This is a genomic window from Buttiauxella sp. AC142, from assembly GCF_979253435.1.
The window spans coordinates 323,965-345,936 of record NZ_CEEDCH010000001.1 but is presented as its reverse complement, the minus strand read 5'-3'; the positions used below and the strand labels follow the sequence as shown (position 1 = coordinate 345,936).

Here is a 21,972-nt window from a genome sequence, read left to right as displayed (position 1 = left end):
AAGGATTTTTTATTTATATAAAGCGTTATCTCACGAATATTTGTTCGGATAATACCGCTCTGGAAATTTACCTGGTGTTTGTCATTCGCAACACAGTATAGCCAGCACAGAACAAATGGACATTAGGCATATGCACAATAGATAACATTAAAAATATCTAATAGTTAAACCTATGCACATGTTTGTGGGGTGTATTGCACAATTTTATAGATTGCTCCCCCTATGCAATATGGCGTCATGATATTAAGTGATCAACGTCACATTTTTATTTCTCGTGTCCTGACATTCTTTATTTAGCTTGTGAGACAATCACGATTAGAAAATTATTTAATTAACATTCAGGTTGATTCTGGAGAATAGCGACAATGTCAAAAATAGAAATTAAACAACAACCCCCTGGGTCGTTTTATATAAAAGTTCATGAGACAGATAATGTCGCTATTATTGTTAATGACAATGGCCTGAAAGCGGGTACGCGTTTCCCGGATGGTTTGGAACTCATCGAACATATCCCGCAAGGTCACAAAGCCGCTCTGGTCGATATTCCTGCCCACGGTGAAATCATTCGTTATGGGGAAGTGATCGGCTACGCAGTAAGGGATATTCCACGCGGTAGCTGGATTGACGAATCATTGGTGGAATTGCCAAAAGCCCCACCGCTTCACACCCTGCCACTGGCAACCAAAGTGCCTGAGCCATTGCCACCGCTGGAAGGCTACACTTTTGAAGGCTATCGCAACGCGGATGGCAGCGTCGGCACCAAAAACCTGCTTGGCATCACCACCAGCGTGCATTGCGTCGCAGGCGTGGTGGATTACGTCATCAAAATTATTGAACGTGATTTACTGCCGAAATACCCCAATGTGGACGGCGTGGTCGGGCTGAATCACCTGTACGGCTGTGGTGTGGCGATCAACGCACCTGCGGCAGTCATTCCCATTCGCACCATTCATAACATCGCCCTGAATCCGAACTTTGGCGGCGAAATTATGGTCATTGGCCTCGGCTGCGAGAAGTTGCAGCCGGAGCGCCTGCTGGAAGGCACCGATGACGTGCAGTCGATTAATGTTGGCGACGCCAGCATCGTGCGTCTGCAAGACGAACACCACGTCGGCTTTAAATCAATGGTCGAAGATATTCTTAACGTCGCCGAGCGCCATCTCGCCAATCTGAATAAACGCCAGCGCGAAACCTGCCCAGCTTCTGAACTGGTAGTCGGTATGCAATGTGGCGGCAGCGATGCTTTCTCCGGCGTGACCGCTAACCCGGCTGTCGGTTACGCATCAGATCTCCTGGTACGCTGCGGCGCCACGGTGATGTTCTCGGAAGTCACCGAAGTGCGCGATGCCATCCACCTGTTAACGCCACGTGCCATCAACGAAGAAGTCGGCAAGCGCCTGCTCGAAGAGATGGAATGGTATGACAACTATCTGGACATGGGCAAAACCGACCGTAGCGCCAACCCCTCTCCTGGAAACAAAAAAGGCGGCCTGGCAAATGTGGTGGAAAAAGCCCTCGGTTCCATTGCTAAATCTGGCCAGAGCGCGATTGTCGAAGTGCTTTCGCCGGGTCAACGCCCAACCAAACGCGGCCTGATTTACGCCGCCACACCAGCCAGTGATTTCGTTTGTGGCACACAGCAGGTGGCTTCCGGCATTACAGTGCAAGTGTTCACTACCGGTCGCGGAACGCCATACGGCTTGCTGGCAGTCCCGGTGATTAAAATGGCCACCCGCACCGCACTGGCAAACCGTTGGTACGACTTAATGGATATCAACGCAGGCACCATCGCCACCGGTGAAGCAACCATTGAGGATGTCGGCTGGGAGTTGTTTGAATTTATTTTGGATGTGGCGAGTGGACGTAAGAAAACCTTCTCGGATCAGTGGGGGCTTCACAACGCATTAGCCGTTTTCAACCCGGCACCAGTGACCTGATTTGATTCACAAATGGCGGATGACGCTAACGCTTATCCGCCCTACAACCGCTATCCCGGCACTTTCTCGCGGCAAACCTTTAACACCAACTGCCGCAACCAGCGATGCGCCGGGTCGGCTTCCGAACGCGGGTGCCACATCAACGACACCGTAATCTCATTGGTTTTCACCGGCAGCTCAAAAACATGGAGCCGCGCTTCCCCGGAATTGCCATATAACCCCGGCTGATTGAGCAAGAAAGTCGCTGGCACCAACGCCACCAGATCCGACGCCTGAGCCACTGCCAACGCAGCAGGAAAACCCGGCACCAACGCGGCAATCTTGCGTTCTAAATTCAGCTCTGCCAGCAGCATATCAACCGGGCCGATTCCGCGATCGTGGCGCGACACCACCACATGCCCCAACGCAGCATACCTCGCAGGGGTAATTTCACTTTCTTGCTCAAGCGGATGATCCTTTCTGACCACGCCGACGAACTTGTCGCGATACAACGCCGTAATACGAATTTCTGGCCCCATTTCCCCGAGTACGCCGACTTCAAAATCAATCTGCCCCTCGCGTAAATACTTCGCCGTTTTCTCCGGTTTAGGCATAAAACGCAGTTGCACGAAAGGTGCGACAGTGGCCACCGCCGCAATCAGCGCGGCACCAAAAATCTCGATGAATCCCGCATTGGTGCGCAGGGTGAAACGGCGCTCAAGCGTAGCAAGATTGAGCGCGGCTTTTGCCGGACGCAGAATTGCACGGGCCTCAAACACTGCGTTTTGCGTACGCGGCCGAATCTCCTCTGCGTAAGGTGTGAGCACCATATTGCGCCCGGCGCGCACCAGTAAAGGGTCACCCGTAGTATCGCGCAGGCGGCTTAACGTACGACTCATGGCCGACGCGCTGAGTCCCAAACGACGCGCAGCACCCGCCACACTTCCTTCAGCAAGAAGCACATCAAGCGCAATGAGTAAGTTCAAATCGGGTTCATTCATATTCCGCATGGTCACTCGTCATTGAAAATGAGAGAAGGTGTTTCATGCATCTTATAAGTGCAAATGCTGCGCCTTCCGCCATATCTAATACACCGCTATATTTCCGCTATCAACCCGTAAAATAGAGTTTCCACAAATGGCGTTATTTTCCAGTCAACCCGGCGATGAAGGTTTACCCGGCTTCGAGCGTGGTTTAGCGATGGCTGCCGTCATGACAATGGCGGCCATGGTGGTGTTCGACGGCTCGATGATTAACATCGCGCTGCCGCAAATCGCCCGGTCACTTAACGCCTCCGTTGGCGCTACCGTCTGGGTGGCGAACGGCTACCTGCTATCGGCGGCAATGACGCTGGCGATCTTCGCCGCACTTTCCAGCCGCCTCGGGTTCCGCTCCGTTTTCACTTTTGGCCTGAGCGTTTTCACGCTCGCCTCTGTGGGTTGTGCGTTATCGACATCACTGGATATGTTAATCGCCATGCGCGTCTTACAAGGGATTGGCGGGGCTGCCACGTTAAGTATTGGCCCGGCCATTCTGCGCTCGGTTTTCCCTAACCGCCTGTTAGGGCGCGTCCTTGGTCTCAATGCCTTATTGATAGGCACCAGCACCGCTATCGCGCCCATTCTCGGGGGAACCATACTCTCAACTTTGAGCTGGCAATGGCTGTTTGCGATTAACATTCCACTGGGCATTATCGCGATGCTACTCGCCTTGCGTGTGGTGCCACATAATCCGGCGTTAAAGCGTGAACCGTTTGATTACGCAGGAGCTGTGCTTTCCGCCGTTGCGTTAGGCGCACTGGTGATGGCCGCCGATGCTTTTACACATCAGGGAAATAGCGACCTGATAACCGCATTGATTTACGGTGGCATCGCAATATTCACCGGAATGGCGTTCATCTGGGTTCAGCGCCGCGCAACAAAACCGCTGCTGCCGCTCAACATTTTTGCCTCTTCCCGATTTTCGCTGGCCGCGCTCACTTCTTTGGCGTCTTTTGTCAGCCAGGGAATAACCTTTATCGCACTGCCCTTCCTGTTTCAGAGCGTTTACGGTTACAGCGCGCTGGTTTCAGCACTGCTTTTCACACCGTGGCCCATCGGCATCATTCTGGCCGCACCCCATGCCGGGCGCCTTGCCGACCGCTATTCAGCGGCGATCATTTCCACCATTGGCTTGAGTATTTTTGCGGTTGGCCTGGCATTGCTGGCGATGCTCCCGGAACACGCTCAGGCGTGGGATATCTGCCTGCGTAGCCTGTTATGCGGCATCGGTTTTGGCTGCTTCCAAAGCCCGAACAACCGAGAAATGCTGTCCAATGCCTCACGCGAAAACAGCGGCTACGCCTCAGGCGTGCTGGCGATTATGCGCACCTTTGGTCAGTGCCTGGGTGCTGCCTTTGTTGGCGTGTTGATGTCGATTTATGCGCAGAGCAGCGCCATACATATCAGCCTATGGCTGGCGGTGATTGCGACGGTGTTAGCTATCGTGCTGAGTGTGAGTCGGTTGCGGGGATATAAATTAGCGGCGGGGTGAGATGAGTTAAGTAGGGTGGATAAGCGCAAGCGCCATCCACCGCTTATACGATTAGGCTTCGCCCACCAAAACGACTTCAATGCCGCCTTTACGCAGCCCCTTCAGGCTCTCTTCAGGAATACCCGCGTCGGTGATCACCATATGGATCCGTTGGGTATCAATGATCTTATGCAGGCTGGAGCGGTTAAATTTCGTAGAGTCCGTGACTACAATTACGCGTTCAGCCACTTCACACATGCGGCGGTTGAGTCGCGCTTCATCTTCATTATGCGTGCTGACACCGCGTTCAAGATCAATGGCATCAACGCCGAGGAATAGCATGTCGAAGTGATAGTTTTGCAGCGATTGATCGGCCTGATCGCCGTAGAATGACAGCGACTGGCGGCGCAAATGCCCACCGGTCATCAGCAATTCCACGCCTTCTGCTTCAAGCAATGCATTCGCCACGTTTAAACCGTTAGTCATAGCGATGACTTCTTTATGGTTGCGCAGGTGGCGCGCAATTTCATAAGTCGTGGTGCCGGAGTCAAGAATAACGCGGTGACCCGGTTTAATAAGATCCGCCGCCGCGCGCGCGATGCTGCGTTTCAGCGAGGTATTCAGAGAGCTTTTATCTTCAACCGTCGGTTCAACCGCCGCCGTCCCTGAATCGCAGACCAGCGCCCCGCCGTAAGCACGCACCGCCACGCCCTGCTTTTCAAGGAAAGCCAGATCGTTACGGATCGTCACCGTCGAAACACCAAAAAATGAAGAGAGATCATTAACCTGCACACTTCCCTGCTGGCGAAGACGCTGAATGATTTGTTCGCGCCTTTCACTTGTACCTGTTACACGCTTATCCGTTGCTGCGTCGGTATTGCTCATAATAGATCCTTTCATAAAACCTTTCGTTTCATTTCACTTTGCCTATTAACACCTTTCTTTTCGCGGAAAGCAAGCCTTTACATCGCCTGCTGCATTCACTGTTGTCGTGTCAAATAGGCTTTCATTATGTTTCTTTTGCGAAACAGATCGCAATTCTATTATCTTTCGTTTTGTTTTTATCGCACGATACACCACTATTAAATGAAACAAATCGAAAGACAAATAGTTCCCCAACTCATACGGAGAGGAAAGTGAAACATTTAACCGCGTTTGTGGCCGACCATAAACAGGACTCACGATGTGGCATTTTTGCCGTCTGTTCCGCTCACCCAATGGTTCTCGAAGCGGCAATGCGCCATGCAAGAGAAGCCAAATCTCTCTTATTGATTGAAGCGACGTCCAACCAGGTCGATCAACATGGCGGTTACACCGGAATGACGCCGCAACACTTCCGCGAGTTTGTTGAGTCAATGGCAGACCAGTATCACTTTCCACGCGAAAACCTGATTCTGGGCGGCGATCACCTTGGCCCAAACCGCTGGCAGGGACTGAACGCAGAAGAAGCCATGCGCAATGCAGATGAGTTGATTCGTTGCTATGTCGCCGCGGGTTTTAAAAAGATCCATCTCGATTGCAGTATGTCCTGCGCTGATGACCCGGTGCCGTTGACCGATACTATTGTTGCGATGCGTGCCGCAAGACTGGCGAAAATTGCCGAACAAACCTGTGCTGAGAAATTCGGCGAGTCCGATTTAGTTTACGTTATCGGCACTGAAGTTCCGGTTCCCGGCGGCGCGCACGAAACGCTGGCGGAACTCGCGGTGACGACACCGCAGGCCGCAAAAGCCACACTGGAAGCTCACCGTCACGCTTTTGAATTACAAGGTTTAAGCGATATCTGGCCGCGGATCATTGGCCTGGTCGTTCAGCCAGGCGTTGAGTTCGACCACACGCAAGTTATCGATTATCAGCCGGAAAAATCACTTTTCCTGAGCCAGATGATTGAAGCGTTCGACACCCTGGTGTTTGAAGCGCATTCCACCGACTACCAGACCCCGCAGGCATTGCAGCAGCTGGTTCAGAACCACTTTGCGATTCTGAAAGTCGGCCCGGCGCTGACCTTTGCACTCCGTGAAGCGCTGTTCTCACTGGCCGCTATCGAGCATGAACTACGCCCGGTACATAAATGCTCAGGGCTGCGGGAAGTTCTGGAAAACGTCATGCTCGAACAGCCCGAATACTGGAAACACCATTATCACGGCAATACCAGCGACTGCCGTCTGGCACGTGGCTACAGCTTCTCTGACCGCGTCCGCTATTACTGGCCGGATCGTGAGATTGACGAAGCATATTCAAACCTTGTTACTAATCTGGCCGGTGAATCTATTCCTTTGCCGCTCATCAGTCAGTATCTGCCACTTCAATACGCTAAGGTCCGTGAAGGAAAAATCGCGGCCACGCCGCATGAGCTGATTATCGACCATATCCAGGACGTGTTGCATCAGTACCATTGTGCCTGCCATGGCACACAGCAATCTCCATTAACACAATGATAATAAGAGGAAAAAAACATGCCAAACATTGTATTAAGCCGCATTGATGAGCGACTGATTCACGGCCAGGTAGGCGTTCAATGGGTCGGATTTTCCGGAGCAAACCTCGTCCTCGTGGCTAACGACGAAGTTGCCGAAGATACGGTACAGCAAAATTTGATGGAGATGGTTCTGGCGGAAGGAATTGCCGTGCGTTTCTGGTCGCTGCAAAAAGTTATCGACAATATTCATCGCGCAGCCGACCGCCAGAAGATCCTTTTGGTTTGCAAAAACCCTAATGATTTTCTGACGTTAGTAAAAGGTGATGTGCCTGTTTCGCGGATCAACGTCGGCAACATGCACTACGCAGAAGGCAAAAAACAAATCGCGAAAACCGTCTCTATAGATGACCAGGATATTGCCGCTTTTGATGGCCTACAAAAGGCCGGAGTGGAATGTTTTGTTCAGGGTGTGCCGACGGAATCCGCGCAGGATCTCTACAAACTCCTCTGAGGGATTTTCTATGGAAATTAGCTTATTACAGGCGTTAGCGTTGGGTATTCTGGCCTTTATTGCGGGTCTGGATATGTTCAACGGCCTGACTCATATGCACCGCCCTGTCGTCCTGGGGCCGCTGGTTGGCTTGATTCTTGGCGATCTTCATACCGGTATTTTATGTGGCGGTACGCTGGAACTGGTGTGGATGGGCCTTGCGCCACTTGCGGGTGCACAGCCACCTAACGTGATTATCGGCACCATTGTTGGCACCACATTTGCCATCACAACGGGTGTAAAACCTGAAGTCGCAGTGGGTGTTGCGGTGCCGTTCGCCGTGGCCGTGCAAATGGGGATTACCTTCCTGTTCTCAATTATGTCCGGCGTGATGGCGCGCTGCGATCGCATGGCGGCCAACGCCGACACCGACGGCATTGAGCGCGTGAATTACCTGGCATTACTCGCACTCGGTATCTTCTATTTCTTGTGCGCCTTCCTGCCCATTTATTTCGGCGCGGAACACGCCAAAACCGCTATCGACTTGCTACCTGCTCGCCTGATTGACGGCCTCGGTGTGGCGGGCGGCATCATGCCAGCCATCGGTTTTGCCGTGTTGCTGAAAATAATGATGAAGAATGTCTACATTCCTTATTTCATTATCGGCTTCGTGGCTGCCGCCTGGCTGAAACTGCCAGTGCTGGCCATTGCCGCCGCAGCATTAGCCATGGCGCTGATTGATTTCTTACGCAAAGACCCGGCACCGCAGCAACCTACACACGTGAAGCAAGAGGAATTTGAAGATGGGATCTAACGAACAGACTCTGCCAGGCGTTAACGTCGCTGACACCGCCGAGGTCGATAAAAATGATAATGTCTATGAAGATCAGCGTATTGGTGCGGAACTGACTAAACAGGATATTAACCGTGTGGCATGGCGTTCCATGCTGTTACAGGCGTCGTTTAACTATGAACGTATGCAGGCATCCGGCTGGCTTTACGGTTTGTTGCCCGCGCTGAAAAAAATCCATACCAACAAAAACGACCTGGCTCGCGCCATGAAAGGTCACATGGGATTCTTCAATACTCACCCATTCCTCGTGACCTTTGTTATCGGCATTATCCTGGCGATGGAGCGCTCAAAGCAGGATGTGAACAGCATCCAGAGCACGAAAATTGCCGTCGGTGCACCGCTGGGCGGGATTGGCGACGCCATGTTCTGGCTGACCCTGCTGCCTATTTGCGGCGGTATCGGGGCAAGCCTGGCATTACAAGGTTCGATACTTGGCGCGGTTATCTTTATCGTACTGTTTAACGTCGTGCATCTCGGCCTGCGTTTTGGCCTGGCACATTACGCCTACCGCATGGGTGTGGCCGCCATCCCATTGATCAAAGCCAACACTCGCAAAGTCGGCCATGCCGCGTCTATTGTGGGGATGACGGTGATTGGCGCACTGGTAGCCACTTACGTTCGCCTCTCTACCACACTTGAAATCACCGCCGGCGATGCGGTGGTAAAACTGCAAACTGATGTTATCGACAAACTGATGCCAGCATTTTTGCCACTGGTTTACACCCTGTGCATGTATGCACTGGTGCGCCGCGGCTGGAGTCCACTGCGCCTTATCGGTATCACGGTCATTCTGGGTGTTGTCGGGAAGTTTGCCCACTTCCTGTAAATGAGTCCCTGTAAGCGAGATAAAACAATATGTTAAGTATTATTCTCAGCGGTCACGGTGGCTTTGCCACCGGGCTGGAAAAAGCGATGAAGCAGATCCTCGGTGAACAGGAACAATTTATCGCCATTGATTTCCCTGAAACCTCTTCAACAGCACTCCTGACGGCACAGTTTGAAGAAGCGATCGGCGCATTAGATGAAAGTGAAGACCTGGTTTTTTTAACCGATTTACTCGGTGGCACGCCGTTCCGCGTGGCTTCAACCATGGCGCTAGAGAAGCCAGGGCGTGAAGTCATTACCGGCATCAACCTGCAACTGCTGCTGGAAATGGTGCTGGAGCGCGATGGCCTGAGCAGTAAAGAGTTTCGTCTTCAGGCACTGGAATGCGGCCATCGTGGGTTAACCAGCCTGGTCGATGAAATGGGGCGTTACCGTGAAGAGCAGGCGGTTGAGGAAGGAATATGACCACGCTGCTGCGCGCCAGGCGTGTTCTGACCGAACAAGGCTGGCTGGACGATCATCAGTTACGCATTGAAAACGAAACGATTGTCGCCATAGAGCCGATTCCTGCGGGCACTCTGACGCGTGATGCTGAACTGCTTTGCCCGGCTTACATCGACATTCATGTTCACGGCGGCGACGGGGTTGATGTGATGGATGACGACCCCGGCGTCCTCGAGCGGCTGGCAATACACAAAGCGCGTGAAGGTGTGGGTGGCTGGCTGCCCACCACCGTTACCGCTCCGCTTGCGGATATCAAGCGGGCATTGCAGCGAATTGCACAGCGCTATTATCGCGGCGGACCGGGAGCCAGTGTGCTGGGCAGCTATCTTGAAGGGCCGTATTTTACACCGCAGAACAAAGGCGCTCATCCGCCAGAATTGTTCCGCGAGTTAGATACTGCCGAGCTGGACAGGTTGATAGAGGTGTCGCAAAACACCTTGCGCGTAGTTGCTCTGGCACCGGAAAAACCCGCAGCGCTGGAAACCATCAAGCATCTGAAAAGTCGTGATGTGCGCGTGATGCTTGGCCACAGTGCCGCCAGTTATGAAGAAACCATAATGGCGTTTGATGCCGGAGCCGACGGGCTGGTGCATTGCTTTAACGGCATGACGGGCCTGCACCATCGTAATCCAGGCATGGTGGGAGCGGGTTTAAGCGATAAACGTGCGTGGCTGGAACTCATTGCCGATGGGCACCATGTTCACCCTGCTGTAATGAATATTTGTTGTCACTGCGCGAAATCGCAAATTGTGCTTATCACCGATGCCATGAGTGCCGCCGGAATGCCAGATGGCGACTATTCGATTTGTGGGCATCCAGTGACCATGCAAAATGGCATTGTGAAAACTGAAAGCGGCGGGCTTGCCGGAAGCACGCTCTCGCTTGATGCGGCGGTGCGCAATCTGGTCAACAGCGCTGGCGTTACCGCTGAAGATGCCATTCACATGGCTTCGCTGCATCCTGCAAAAATGCTCGGCCTGGATAACTCTCTTGGCTCCCTGGCGGTGGGAAAACGCGCCAATCTGAATTCGCTTAACCCGCAGCTTTTACTGCAAAACATCTGGATTAACGGCCAGGCTGTCCTCCTGTAGTTCTTTCATTGTGCTCCGTTTTGGTCTGCTAACCACCCCGTGGCAGACCTTTCTTTTCCTTTCGATTATATTCACACATATTATTTAGCTTTTATAAATAATCATTTAAATCAATTAATTAATCAAAAACACCGTCTTCAGGGATCACATTTTTCGTTTTATTGTTTTTCTTACATTGACCTTTCGTTTTCTTTTCTATAGATTTTATTTAAGCATGAAGTTGAGTAAATGAAACAAAACGAAAGATTGTCCTGTACTGCTTTGTGCTACTTCCGATGATCTTGCACTGCTAAGGACTGAGTTATGAGCGAAACCCAATCTGCCTGTCTTTCCGGCACATCAACCTGGACTGAAAAAGAGATCCGCCAACAACCGGCAAGCTGGATTCAGTCACTAAAAAATATTGGCCATCAACGTAGCAACATCGACGCGTTCCTGGCGCCTTTGCTACAAAACACCTCATTAAAAATCATCCTGACGGGTGCAGGAACCTCCGCATTTATTGGCGATATTATTACGCCATGGCTTTCGTGCCACACTGGGAAAAACTTTGTTGCCGTGCCGACCACGGACCTCGTGACCAATCCAATGGACTATTTAACCGAGCAAGAGCCGACGCTACTGGTTTCGTTTGCACGCTCAGGCAACAGCCCGGAAAGTGTGGCGGCGGTCGATTTAGTCAACCAGGTCGTGAAGGACTGCTACCACCTGATAATTACCTGTAACGAAGCCGGTAGCCTGTATCAAAACGCCGCGACCAGTGGCAATTCGCTGGCATTGTTAATGCCGCCAGAAACCCACGATCGCGGTTTTGCGATGACCAGCAGTATTACCACCATGATGGCGAGCTGCCTTGCGGTGTTTGCGCCCGACGTCATCAATAGCGCTACTTTCCAGGATGTCGCCGAACGCTGCGAACAAATTATTACCTCGCAATGTAACCTCAGCGAAAGCGTGTTTGGCGACCTTCCTTTCAAACGTGTCGTCTACCTCGGCAGTGGCGGTTTACAGGGTGTTGCGCGTGAATCCGCGCTAAAAGTTCTCGAACTAACAGCAGGAAAATTAGCCGCGTTTTATGACTCCCCTACGGGTTTCCGCCACGGTCCAAAATCGCTGGTCAATAACGAAACGTTAGTCGTGGTCTTTGTCTCAAGCCACCCTTACACACGCCAGTACGACCTGGATTTGCTGGCTGAACTGCGTCGTGATCAACAGGCACTACGCGTTGTGGCTATCTGCGCTTCACCTTGCCCGGAAGTGGAAACAGGGCCACATATCTGGCTGCCACCTTCCCGCGATTTTATCGACGTCGAGCAGGCTTTCTGCTTTTTGATGTATGCGCAGATTTTCGCACTGACCGAATCAATCAAAGCAGGCATTACCCCTGACACGCCATCTGCCAGCGGCACGGTTAACCGTGTTGTGAAAGGTGTGATTATTCATCCGTGGAGAGGCTGAGAGGATTACAACATGAGTATTATTTCCACTAAATATCTTCTGCAAGATGCGCAGGCTCGAGGCTACGCCGTACCTGCGTTTAATATTCACAACGCCGAAACTATCCAGGCGATTCTGGAAGTCTGCAAAGAGATGCAGTCTCCGGTCATTCTTGCTGGCACGCCCGGCACCTTTAAACATATAGCGTTTGAAGAGATCTACGCGTTGTGCGAAGCCTACTCCGAAAGCTATGACATGCCACTGGCGCTGCATTTGGATCACCATGAATCGCTGGCCGATATTAGCCGCAAGGTGAATGCTGGCGTGCGCAGCGCCATGATTGACGGCAGTCACTTCCCGCTGGCAGAAAACGTGCGCCTGGTGAAATCAGTGGTCGATTTTTGCCACCGTAATGATTGCAGTGTCGAAGCCGAATTAGGCCGTCTCGGCGGGGTGGAAGACGATATGGATGTAGATGAAGAAAGCGCTTTCCTCACCGATCCGCAAGAAGCACGCCGCTTTGTCGAGCTCACCGGGATCGACAGCCTGGCGGTAGCCATCGGCACCGCTCATGGGCTTTACACTAAACGGCCAAAAATTGACTTCCAGCGCCTGGGCGAAATTCGCGAAGTGGTGGATATTCCGCTGGTGCTGCACGGCGCGAGCGATGTGCCAGATGAATTTGTCAGACGCGCCATTGAGCTTGGCGTGTGCAAAGTGAACGTGGCAACCGAATTAAAAATCGCCTTTGCTGCGGCAGTGAAAAAGTGGTTCAGCGATAACCCGGAAGGCAACGATCCACGCTACTACATGCGCGTTGGAATGGACGCAATGAAAGATGTGGTACGCAGTAAAGTCACCGTTTGTGGTTCTGCCAATAAATTAATTCTCGAAACAGAAACAACGCTTTAAATCCTTTCCCTTCAGGGTATTGCCTGCGAATGCGGGTAATACCCTACGTTTGAAAATACCCTGACAGGAAACTCAGATGAATAGAATGATTAAAAGCTCGTTATTACTTTTACTGGTCAGCAATGGCGCATTGGCTTCCGAATATCTGCTCAATAACAACAATATCTCCATCTCATTTGACGATACCAATTCTGCGGTCTTAATTAAGGACAAACTTTCCCAGAGCAAACTCGCGCCTAAAGAGTTGTTCTTTTTAACGCTCCCGAACGAAGATGTTATCCACGCTGCCGATTTTAAAATCAAAAACGTTAGCCAAAAAGATGACGCTATTCATATTGATTACGACCACAAAGATTTTTCAGTTACTGTCGTGTTGAATGTTCTGAAAGGAAAATACGCCAGCATCGATTACACGATTAAAGCAAAAGGCAAAGCGCAGGATGTCGCGAAAATCACCTTCTTCCCGACCAAAGGGCAATCGCAAGCACCTTATGTTGATGGCGCGATTAATAGCTCACCGATTATTGCCGACAGCTTCTTTATTCTGCCGGAAAAACCTATCGTTAATACCTACGCGTACGAAACCACGACCAATCTGAATGTCGGCCTGAAAACCCCCATTAAAACCGATGCGCCAGTAACCTACACCACCTATTTCGGCACCTTCGAGGCGACAAATCAGCTACGCCGCAGCTTTAACGAATTCATTAACGCGATGCGCCCGCGCCCGTATCAGCCGTATTTGCACTACAACAGCTGGATGGATATCGGCTTCTTTACGACGTATACCGAACAAGATGTCCTTAACCGGATGGATGCCTACGCCAATGAATTAATTAAAAAACGTGGCGTAAAACTGGACGGATTTTTACTCGATGACGGCTGGGATGACCGCACAGGAAAATGGTTATTTGGCCCGGCGTTCAGCAATGGATTTGGCGTTGTAAAAGAAAAGGCTGACAGCTTAAATACCTCTGTCGGTTTATGGTTATCGCCATGGGGAGGTTATAACAAACCGCGTGATATCCGCGTTTCTCACGCCAAAGAAAATGGATTTGAAACCGTAGACGGTAAATTTGCCCTTTCCGGACCCAATTACTTCCACAACTTTAACGAACAAATTATTAAGCTCATTAAGAACGAACATATTACCTCGTTCAAATTAGATGGCATGGGTAATGCCAATAACTGGATTCAGGGTAGCCAGTTCGCTTCGGATTTTGATGCCTCAATTGAGCTGATTAAAAACATGCGGGTAGCGAATAAAGACCTGTTTATTAACCTGACCACCGGTACAGACGCCAGCCCTTCGTGGCTATTTTATGCCGACTCTATCTGGCGCCAGGGCGATGATATCAACGTATATGGCAAAGGATCGCCGGTTCAACAATGGATGACCTACCGCGATGCTGAAACTTACCGTTCTATTGTGCGTAAAGGCCCGCTGTTCCCAATCAACTCGCTGATGTATCACGGTATTGTGAGTGCTGAAAATGCCTACTTCGGGCTTGAAAAAGTACAAACTGACAGTGATTTTGCCGACCAGGTCTGGAGCTACTTTGCTACCGGAACTCAGCTACAAGAGCTGTATATCACGCCATCCATGCTCAACAGTGCAAAATGGGACACCCTGGCCGACGCTGCGAAATGGTCGCGAGCAAATAGTGCAGTGTTAGTTGATACCCACTGGATTGGTGGCGACCCGACAGCGCTGGAAGCATATGGCTGGGCATCGTGGAGCAAAGATAAAGCTATCCTTGGTTTACGTAATCCGTCTGATAAAGAACAAAGCTACTATCTCGATTTGACGAAGAGCTTTGAAATTCCTGATGGCGAAGCGACACAATTCGCACTCAAACCCGTCTATGGCGCAAATACCACTCTGCCGAGTGATTACAGCAAACCGGTCATTGTGATGCTGAAACCGCTGGAAACACTGGTGATAGAAGCCATGCCAATGGCCGGGAAGAAATAGCGTTTAGTCACTGTGCTCAAAACAAAAAACCCGTGAAAGCGGGTTTTCATACATTTTGTGAAACAGCCTCAGACTCCCAGTAGCGTTTAACGGCCAGGATGGACTCTCTCTGCTCAGCGCTTTTGCGTGGAATCAAATCCAGTTTTGCTGCAACGAGATGACGAAGCTCGCCTCTCTCATCCAACGAAGGTTCTGCATAAACAATAGCCGCAGCTGTTTTATCCTTTCGCAATACAATCCATGCTGGCACGCCGAGAATATCGGTAGTCCCTGTCACATCAAATGCACGTTCCAGAGCTGAAGGGCTATAGCTGATAGGGTAAAGAATCATATTTGAATCTCCCTGATACAACACCGGCATAATTTGCTCATCCTGAACAGACTAAAGAATGAGCAAACTACCATCGCTTATTAAAACCATACTAACAATAGTGATACCTGTAACAACAGAGTGCGAGGCTACTCGAAAATCTCTATTTCTCGCTGTTTTCTAAAGCATATTTGTACAGCGCATTTTTCTTAACGCCGTGGATTTCAGCCGCCAGCGCAGCCGCTTTCTTCAGTGGCAATTCAGTTTGCAGCAGTGCCAAAGTGCGCAACGCATCGGCCGGAAGCGCGTCATCGGCGGGTGCTTTGAAGCCTTCGACAATCAGCACCATCTCACCTTTACGGCGGTTTTCGTCTTCTTTCACCCACGCCGCCAATTCGCCAATCGGCGCACCATGGATTGATTCCCAGGTTTTCGTCAGCTCGCGCGCCAGCACCACATAACGCGATTCCCCCAGCACAGCGCATATATCGTCTAAACTATCGAGCAGGCGATGCGTAGACTCGTAGAAGATTAGCGTGCGAGGTTCTTGCTCAATCGCTTTAAGCGCGTCGCGGCGGCCTTTGGATTTTGCAGGCAAAAAGCCTTCGTAGCAGAAACGGTCTGAAGGCAAACCAGCCGCACTTAATGCAGCAATCGCGGCGCATGGACCCGGCAACGGCACCACGCGGATACCCGCTTCACGGCAAGTACGCACTAAATGGTAGCCAGGATCGTTAATTAACGGCGTTCCTGCGTCAGAAACTAACGCGATGCTCTGCCCTTCTTGCAGCTTAGCCAGCAAAGTTTCGGATTTTTGCTGCTCGTTATGATCGTGCAATGCGAACATCCGCGCATTTATCGCAAAATGTTGCAGCAGCAAACCGGTATGGCGAGTATCTTCGGCAGCAATCAGGTCAACGCTTTGCAACACGGATAACGCCCGCTGTGTGATATCGCCGAGGTTACCGATGGGTGTCGGAACGATGTAGAGCGTGCTGGCAGAAATAGCCGCCGTTTCGAGTTGTTTCATTGTTTCATCCGTATTGCCGATTTAATATTGAACACTGAGATAAAAATTACACTGGATACAGAATGGTACCGTCTAAAATTATTCGTTCTAAAGCCGGGCGCTGTCTGCCGGTTGTACTGGCCGCGCTAATATTCGCTGGCTGTACCACGACAAAAGCACCAGATCAGGCAACCGCGCATATGCAGGGCGAAGCCACAGCGGATTCCGCCTATTATCTGCAACAGATGCAGCAAAGCGGTGATGATAGCAAGACCACCTGGCAATTACTCGCCATTCATGCGCTGGTGAAAGAAGGCAAAACTCAGCAAGCCGTTGATCTCTACAATCAGCTGCCAAAAGAGATGAATGACGAACAACGCCGTGAACAACAGTTGCTGGTGCCTGAAATCAAAGTCGCGCAGAAAGATTACGCCGCCGCGAATGCCGCGCTGGCAAAAATCAATCTGGCCGAGTTGAACAAAAACCAGCAGGCCCGCTATTACCAGTCCTTTATCGACGCCAGCCAGAATCGCCCGTCGCTGGAGCTGCTGCGTGCTTATATTGCCCAGGAGCCTATGTTGACCGGCCCTGCGCATCAGAAAAATATCGACGGTACCTGGCAGGCATTATCTCAGATGACGCTAGAACAGATGAATGCGCTGGTCATTAATGCCGACGAAAACACGCTGCAAGGCTGGCTGGATCTGCAACGAGTATGGAACGATAACCGCAACGATCCGGAAATGTTGAAAGCCGGGATCAAAGACTGGCAAACGCGTTACCCGCAAAATCCGGGTGCTAAATCGCTGCCAACTCAGCTAAGCAATATGCAGAATTACAAAGCGGCATCGACCGAGAAAATCGCCCTTCTGCTGCCGTTGAGCGGCCAGGCGGCAGTATTTGGTCGCACCATCCAGCAAGGTTTTGAAGCCGCCAAAAATATGGGTTCTGCCCCGGTTGCACAAACGACTGCACCTGCGCAAATGCCAGATGCTAACGCACAGCCTGTTGATACCACCCAGGCAGCATTACCGCAGCCAACCGATCCTAATATGGTGGCAGCGCCTTCGGCAGCATCGGTTGATGATTTAACGCAGCAGCCAGCAGAAACAACGGCGGCTCCGGTTCAGGCTCCACAAACGGCAACACAAACGGCGCCAGCGCCAGCCGCTCCGGCGAATCCTTCAGCGGAAGTGAAAGTCTACGATACCACCTCGCAACCGCTCGCTCAGTTGCTGGCTCAGGCACAGCAAGATGGCGCAACGCTGGTCGTCGGCCCGCTGCTTAAAAACAACGTAGATGAACTGGCTACCAGCACCTCGCCACTGAATATCCTGGCACTCAACCAGCCGGAATCCGTTCAGAACCGCGCCAATATCTGCTATTTCGCGCTGTCGCCAGAAGATGAAGCCCGTGATGCCGCAGATCATATCTGGCAGCAAGGCCACCGTGCGCCGCTGATACTGGTGCCGCGTAACGCCTTGGGCGACCGAGTGACCAAAGCCTTTGCCGAAGAATGGGTGAAGCTTGGCGGCGGTACAGTCCTACAGCAGAAGTTCGGTTCAACGGCTGAACTCAAGCAAGGCATTAACAGCGGTTCAGGCATCGCGTTAAGCGGCACGCCAGTCACGCCAGCCAGCGCTCAACCCGCAGGCGTGACCATTGGCGGGCTGACAATTCCACCACCGCCAACGGATGCGCAAATTACAGGTGCCACTTCCGGCGGCGTAGATGCAGCCTACATTGTGGCGACATCTGACGAAGTCGCACTGATCAAACCGATGATTGCCATGCGTACCGGCAGCCGCAGCCCGGCGCAACTGTATGCCAGCTCACGCAGTTCTCAGGGTGTGAACGGCCCGGATTTCCGCCTGGAAATGGAAGGTTTGCAATTTAGTGAGATCCCAATGCTCGCGGGCAACAATCCGTCACTGATGCAGCAAGCACTCAGCAACGTGCATAACGATTACTCGTTAGCGCGACTGTACGCGATGGGCGTTGATGCCTGGTCACTGGCAAACCACTTCTCTCAAATGCGCCAGGTGCCGGGTTATCAGGTGAATGGCAATACCGGCACGCTGTCTGCAAATCAGGACTGCGTCATTAACAGGAAGTTAAATTGGCTGCAATTCCGTCAGGGGCAAATCGTTCCGGCATCCTGACCCGTCAACAAACTGGCGCGCACTACGAGTTAGCCGCGCGCCGTTTTCTTGAACGCAAAGGACTGCGTTTTATCGCCGCCAACGTGCATTCCCGCGGCGGCGAAATCGACCTTATCATGCGACATGGCAACGTTATCGTGTTTGTTGAAGTGCGATACCGCCGCTCAAATCACTTTGGTGATGCCGCCGCCAGCGTCACACACCGCAAGCAACAAAAATTGTTACATGCCGCTTCGTATTGGCTAGCCCGCACATCAGGAAGTTTTGATACTGTGGATTGCCGTTTCGATGTGTTAGCCTTCACCGGCAATGAAATAGAGTGGTTAACCAACGCGTTCACCGCAGATGTTTAAAGAAACCAGGTAAATAAACGTGCTCGAAAGAATCAAAGTCTGCTTCACGGAAAGTATTCAAACCCAGATTGCCGCAGCGGAAGCTCTGCCAGATGCTATCTCCCGTGCAGCCATGACGCTGGTTCAGTCGCTGCTCAACGGCAATAAAATCTTGTGCTGTGGTAACGGCACATCTGCGGCGAATGCCCAGCATTTTGCCGCCAGCATGATCAACCGCTTTGAAACTGAGCGCCCGAGTTTACCTGCCATTGCACTTAATGCTGATAATGTGGTCTTAACCGCGATCGCAAACGATCGTTTACACGAAGAAGTGTATGCCAAACAAGTACGTGCGCTAGGTCATGCCGGTGATGTTTTGCTCGCCATTTCGACCCGCGGCAACAGTCGTGATATTGTCAAAGCGGTAGAAGCCGCCGTGACACGTGACATGACTATCGTTGCGCTCACAGGCTACGATGGCGGGGAACTGGCAGGACTGTTAGGTCCGCAGGATGTGGAAATTCGCATCCCTTCTCACCGCAGCGCACGCATTCAGGAAATGCATATGCTGACGGTAAACTGCTTATGCGATCTGATTGATAATACGTTATTCCCTCACCAGGACGATTAAGGAGTACAGATGAAGGCATATAAGCCACTTGCAGTCCTTATTACTGCGTTACTGCTACAAGGTTGTGTTGCTGCCGCAGTAGTGGGTACCGCCGCAGTTGCCACTAAAACGGCGACAGATCCGCGCTCAGTCGGTACTCAGGTTGACGATGGTACGCTGGAATTGCGCGTAAACAGCGCATTGGCTAAAGACGAACAAATCAAGAAAGAAACACGTATCAACGTCAGTGCATACCAGGGCAAAGTGTTGCTAGTTGGGCAGTCGCCGAACTCAGAACTCTCATCGCGTGCCAAACAAATTGCGTTGGGCGTTGATGGCACCACCGAGGTGTATAACGAAATCCGTAACATGGCACCAATTGGCCTGGGTACAGCGTCAAATGACACCTGGATAACGACCAAAGTGCGTTCGCAGTTGCTGACAAGCGATCAGGTGAAATCGACGAATGTGAAAGTCACGACCGAAAATGGCGAAGTGTTCCTGTTAGGTTTGCTGACTGACAGAGAAGCCAAAGCCGCGGCAGATATTGCCAGCCGGGTCAGTGGCGTGAAGCATGTGACCACTGCGTTTACGATTCTGAAGTAACTTTTCCCCTCACCCTAACCCTCTCCCTAAGGGAGAGGGAATTATACGGTGTTCCCCTTCTCCCTCAGGGAGAAGGTTGGGATAAGGGTGGCTTCCCCTTAAAACCGACTCAAACAATCCATTGCCACCGCTTTAAACTCGTCAAAACTCCTGCTGTCCCGCAAGCGCGGCATCGCCCGTTCACGCAGAAAAGTCACAAACAAATCGTAAATTGCCATCGCCTCTTCGTACTCACTTTTGCTGATAGCGAGCAGGAAGATGACGTGCGCCGTTTCGTCACCCCAGCCAATTCCCTGCGGGGCAAGAACGGTATAAACCACGGTTTTGTTGGCCATGAGTCCCAATGAGTGCGGAAGCGCAATCCCCTCGCCCAACACCGTACTGACAATTGCCTCGCGCTCAACGACTGACGGATAAAAGTCCGCACCGACAAACCCTTCCTGCTCTAGTTGCTGGCACAACGAACTGAACAACTCCTGCTGTGTGACAGGCACATCAATCACTCGGAAGTGGCTGGCATCAAAGAATTTTTCCAGCATGTACGGGCGGGTTCTATCCACCAGCACCAGCTTGCCAAGCTGTTCGAGCTGATACTCCGTTGGGAACGGGGCGACGACCACCGTCGGTTTTTGTTTATCCGTTACGCGTGCCGTGGAAATCACAAAATCTTCTTCAACGCAGGCGAGCTGTTCGTAATCGCGCAACGAGATAATCCGCGTCACTTCAATTTGCGGGTATTTACGCAGCAGCATCGCCTGAATCATACGCACCGTGGAATTGCCGGTGTCACATACCAGTAGCACGCGCGGATGGCGCTGATAACCAATGTTGTAATGCCGCTCCAGCCCCACGCCAATATGCAGCACCAGAAAACCAATTTCGTTTTCGCTGATAACATAAGGAGTGTATTTCCCCCAGCTCGACACCGCCGCCAGCGTCATGTCATAGGCCATCGGATAGTGCTGTTTAATGTTGTCGAGCAGCGGGTTCGGAATGTTTATCTGATACCGCACCCGGGTGATCATGGTTTTGATATGGGTAAGCAAATCAGCGTGCAACTGCTTATCGGTCAATAAGTTGTAGTTATAGTTGCTGTTGATAAAGCTCAGAATGTAATTCACCAGCGCTTCGTCGTCGTCGGCACTGATGGCGCTCGGGGCCACATCCTGAATCTGGCGCGAGGCGATATGCACTTGTAGCCATTGTTCTTCCGCTTCCGAAAGTGGCTTATCGGCCAGTTTCTGAATCAACACCGTAATTTCACGGGCGGCTTCCCGTACGGCTTCGTCCACATTGTCGGCACTAAATTCCGGCAGCGGATAACCTTCGCTGATACGGCGCACAGCCACGGCGCAATACAAACGGATAAACTGCTCACCCTCGTCCGTCAGACGAATTCGGCAGCGCGTAAAACAGTTATGTAATTCCGCCGCCAGTTGCTCTGGCACGCCAGCGTTCAGCGCTTCTTCAGTCAGCAGCGGATTATCGCTATCTTCCTGAGTCAGTTGCCAAAGTAGCTCCGTCAGGCAGGCACGCACCGACATTTCGCTGCCAAACAATTTCATGCCGTGACGCGGGCGGGTTTCAATCGTCAGGTTGTAACGCGCCAGCCATTCACGCACTTCTGCCATATCGCTTTGCAAGGTAGCGCGGCTGACAAACCACTCTTCCGCCAGATCTTCGAGTTTTAATGAGAAGGCAGATGTCAGAAAACGTACCACTAAATAATGGACGCGTTCCGGAGAATTACGTGGGATCCGCAACTGGCGCGAAGGCTGCTGCACCAGCTCCTGATAGAGCGAGCTGTCGGCAATATTGAGCTGATACCCCGCACCGCGACTGAGCACGAACTGCGCACCATGCCCGGCCATCAATGCGTTTAGAGCAGTAATATCCGTGCGCACCGTGCGGGTAGAAACAGATAAGCGCCGCGCCAGTTCATCCTGGGGCAGCGTTTCGTTTTGCAGCATTTCAAACAACTGGGCCAGACGTTGGTTTGGGAATCTCACT

Annotated in this window: 20 protein-coding genes; 15 read left to right on the top strand and 5 right to left on the bottom strand. The window is 51.7% G+C overall.

The features are described 5' to 3' along the window. Positions 1-365: 365 nt before the first annotated feature. Positions 366-1,937, top strand: coding sequence for a galactarate dehydratase (gene garD, locus AC0IWZ_RS01560; RefSeq protein ID WP_471678318.1), 1,572 nt, complete (start codon positions 366-368; stop codon positions 1,935-1,937). Positions 1,938-1,987: 50 nt separating this feature from the next. Here the strand turns inward: garD and AC0IWZ_RS01555 are convergent, their stop codons facing one another. Further along, a complete protein-coding gene (locus AC0IWZ_RS01555; RefSeq protein WP_172895638.1) occupies positions 1,988-2,917 on the bottom strand; it encodes a LysR family transcriptional regulator in 930 nt (309 codons plus the stop codon). A gap of 136 nt (positions 2,918-3,053) precedes the next feature. Here AC0IWZ_RS01555 and AC0IWZ_RS01550 point away from each other — a divergent pair, with 136 nt between their 5' ends. Beyond that, on the top strand, positions 3,054-4,448 hold the full coding sequence (locus AC0IWZ_RS01550) for an MFS transporter (RefSeq protein WP_410373641.1): 1,395 nt from the start codon (positions 3,054-3,056) through the stop codon (positions 4,446-4,448). Positions 4,449-4,499: 51 nt separating this feature from the next. On the opposite strand, the gene AC0IWZ_RS01545 is transcribed toward AC0IWZ_RS01550, so the two are convergent. Continuing rightward, a complete protein-coding gene (locus tag AC0IWZ_RS01545) occupies positions 4,500-5,312 on the bottom strand; it encodes a DeoR family transcriptional regulator (RefSeq protein ID WP_172895640.1) in 813 nt (270 codons plus the stop codon). A gap of 251 nt (positions 5,313-5,563) precedes the next feature. On the opposite strand from AC0IWZ_RS01545, the gene kbaZ reads away from it, so the two are divergent. The 9 genes from kbaZ to AC0IWZ_RS01500 all read left to right on the top strand — a co-directional run bounded on the left by kbaZ (position 5,564) and on the right by AC0IWZ_RS01500 (position 14,933). After that, the gene (kbaZ, locus tag AC0IWZ_RS01540) at positions 5,564-6,865 is read left to right on the top strand and encodes a tagatose-bisphosphate aldolase subunit KbaZ (RefSeq protein WP_471678319.1); all 1,302 of its coding nucleotides are present in this window, start codon (positions 5,564-5,566) and stop codon (positions 6,863-6,865) included. An 18-nt stretch (positions 6,866-6,883) separates the two neighbouring features. Continuing rightward, complete coding sequence (gene agaV / locus AC0IWZ_RS01535; protein WP_034492996.1) at positions 6,884-7,357, top strand: PTS N-acetylgalactosamine transporter subunit IIB; 474 nt, start codon at positions 6,884-6,886, stop codon at positions 7,355-7,357. A gap of 10 nt (positions 7,358-7,367) precedes the next feature. Continuing rightward, positions 7,368-8,150: a PTS N-acetylgalactosamine transporter subunit IIC gene (gene agaW / locus AC0IWZ_RS01530; protein WP_471678320.1), complete on the top strand. Its 783-nt coding sequence runs from the start codon at positions 7,368-7,370 to the stop codon at positions 8,148-8,150. Further along, on the top strand, positions 8,140-9,015 hold the full coding sequence (gene agaE, locus AC0IWZ_RS01525) for a PTS N-acetylgalactosamine transporter subunit IID (protein WP_034492993.1): 876 nt from the start codon (positions 8,140-8,142) through the stop codon (positions 9,013-9,015). Before agaW ends, agaE begins: the two co-directional genes overlap by 11 nt. 29 nt (positions 9,016-9,044) lie before the next feature. Continuing rightward, the gene (gene agaF, locus AC0IWZ_RS01520; RefSeq protein WP_471678321.1) at positions 9,045-9,479 is read left to right on the top strand and encodes a PTS galactosamine/N-acetylgalactosamine transporter subunit IIA; all 435 of its coding nucleotides are present in this window, start codon (positions 9,045-9,047) and stop codon (positions 9,477-9,479) included. Then, the gene (gene nagA, locus AC0IWZ_RS01515) at positions 9,476-10,609 is read left to right on the top strand and encodes an N-acetylglucosamine-6-phosphate deacetylase (RefSeq protein WP_471678322.1); all 1,134 of its coding nucleotides are present in this window, start codon (positions 9,476-9,478) and stop codon (positions 10,607-10,609) included. Before agaF ends, nagA begins: the two co-directional genes overlap by 4 nt. Before the next feature lie 303 nt (positions 10,610-10,912). Continuing rightward, entirely contained in the window at positions 10,913-12,067 is a 1,155-nt protein-coding gene (locus AC0IWZ_RS01510; RefSeq protein ID WP_471678323.1) for an SIS domain-containing protein, read from the top strand. A gap of 12 nt (positions 12,068-12,079) precedes the next feature. Next, the gene (gene kbaY, locus AC0IWZ_RS01505; protein ID WP_034492983.1) at positions 12,080-12,958 is read left to right on the top strand and encodes a tagatose-bisphosphate aldolase subunit KbaY; all 879 of its coding nucleotides are present in this window, start codon (positions 12,080-12,082) and stop codon (positions 12,956-12,958) included. 76 nt (positions 12,959-13,034) lie between these two features. After that, a complete protein-coding gene (locus tag AC0IWZ_RS01500; RefSeq protein ID WP_471678324.1) occupies positions 13,035-14,933 on the top strand; it encodes an enterotoxin in 1,899 nt (632 codons plus the stop codon). Positions 14,934-14,979: 46 nt separating this feature from the next. Here the strand turns inward: AC0IWZ_RS01500 and AC0IWZ_RS01495 are convergent, their stop codons facing one another. Then, positions 14,980-15,294 carry a hypothetical protein gene (locus tag AC0IWZ_RS01495; RefSeq protein WP_172895647.1) on the bottom strand — a complete coding sequence of 105 codons (315 nt, stop codon included), beginning with the start codon at positions 15,292-15,294 and terminating at the stop codon, positions 14,980-14,982. A 112-nt stretch (positions 15,295-15,406) separates the two neighbouring features. Then, the gene (gene rsmI, locus AC0IWZ_RS01490) at positions 15,407-16,273 is read right to left on the bottom strand and encodes a 16S rRNA (cytidine(1402)-2'-O)-methyltransferase (protein WP_034492975.1); all 867 of its coding nucleotides are present in this window, start codon (positions 16,271-16,273) and stop codon (positions 15,407-15,409) included. Positions 16,274-16,335: 62 nt separating this feature from the next. On the opposite strand from rsmI, the gene AC0IWZ_RS01485 reads away from it, so the two are divergent. The 4 genes from AC0IWZ_RS01485 to dolP are packed head-to-tail and all read left to right on the top strand — an operon-like array spanning position 16,336 to position 19,962. Next, entirely contained in the window at positions 16,336-18,414 is a 2,079-nt protein-coding gene (locus AC0IWZ_RS01485; RefSeq protein ID WP_471678325.1) for a penicillin-binding protein activator, read from the top strand. Beyond that, positions 18,372-18,767: a YraN family protein gene (locus AC0IWZ_RS01480; RefSeq protein ID WP_034492970.1), complete on the top strand. Its 396-nt coding sequence runs from the start codon at positions 18,372-18,374 to the stop codon at positions 18,765-18,767. Before AC0IWZ_RS01485 ends, AC0IWZ_RS01480 begins: the two co-directional genes overlap by 43 nt. 19 nt (positions 18,768-18,786) lie before the next feature. Beyond that, positions 18,787-19,377: a DnaA initiator-associating protein DiaA gene (gene diaA, locus AC0IWZ_RS01475; RefSeq protein WP_034492968.1), complete on the top strand. Its 591-nt coding sequence runs from the start codon at positions 18,787-18,789 to the stop codon at positions 19,375-19,377. A gap of 9 nt (positions 19,378-19,386) precedes the next feature. Next, on the top strand, positions 19,387-19,962 hold the full coding sequence (dolP, locus tag AC0IWZ_RS01470; protein ID WP_034492967.1) for a division/outer membrane stress-associated lipid-binding lipoprotein: 576 nt from the start codon (positions 19,387-19,389) through the stop codon (positions 19,960-19,962). A 98-nt stretch (positions 19,963-20,060) separates the two neighbouring features. On the opposite strand, the gene AC0IWZ_RS01465 is transcribed toward dolP, so the two are convergent. Then, positions 20,061-21,971 carry a BglG family transcription antiterminator gene (locus tag AC0IWZ_RS01465; RefSeq protein WP_471678326.1) on the bottom strand — a complete coding sequence of 637 codons (1,911 nt, stop codon included), beginning with the start codon at positions 21,969-21,971 and terminating at the stop codon, positions 20,061-20,063. Position 21,972: the final 1 nt, after the last annotated feature.